The organism is Fictibacillus nanhaiensis, from assembly GCF_023715445.1.
Lineage (GTDB): Bacteria > Bacillota > Bacilli > Bacillales > Fictibacillaceae > Fictibacillus > Fictibacillus nanhaiensis_D.
This window is the reverse complement of sequence record NZ_JAMBOD010000036.1, coordinates 1-629: the sequence shown is the minus strand read 5'-3', so window position 1 is coordinate 629 and position 629 is coordinate 1. Positions and strand designations below refer to the sequence as shown.

Genomic DNA, 629 nt, shown 5'->3' with positions numbered 1-629 from the left:
TACCAGGTGAACAAATGCAAGTGGACTGGAAAGAGATTGGGGAAATCATTCTCGGTGGTGAACGAATTAAGCTGTCCATGTTTGTCGCAACACTAGGCTATTCCAGAATGAAATATGCGGAGTTTACGATATCACAAGATCAAAAACATGTCCTACAGTGTTTAATGAATAGCTTTAAATATTTCGGTGGTGTTCCTCAGAAGGTGCTGTTTGATAATATGCGCACAGTAACAGATGGACGAGACCAAGGGCTTGTGAAATGGAATGCTAGGTTTGCCGAGTTCGCAGCTTACTACGATTTTATTCCAAAAGCTTGTAGGCCCTATCGGGCTAAAACGAAAGGAAAAGTGGAAAGGGCCATTCAGTATATAACGAACAATTTTTATGTCGGAACCACTTTTGATTCGATTGAAGATTTAAATTGTCAGGTAGAACGTTGGCTAGACCGGATTGGCAATCGTAAAAAGAATGATACAACAGGGATTTCACCACAAGAGCGATGGTGTCAACAGCGGTTTAATTTTCCCTATTTTCAACGGTCCAAAATTCCCTATTACTAATTAACTGCCGGTTGTATGCCGGCTTTTTGCTTTTCACGAAGTCTAAATGATTGTCCTTTGATATTGAAA

At 40.2% G+C, this 629-nt stretch carries 1 pseudogene; it reads left to right on the top strand.

The annotated features are described in order from the left end of the window. Window positions 1-512, top strand: a pseudogene (gene istA / locus M3196_RS21740) (IS21 family transposase); the annotation flags it as partial. Window positions 513-629 lie beyond the last annotated feature (117 nt).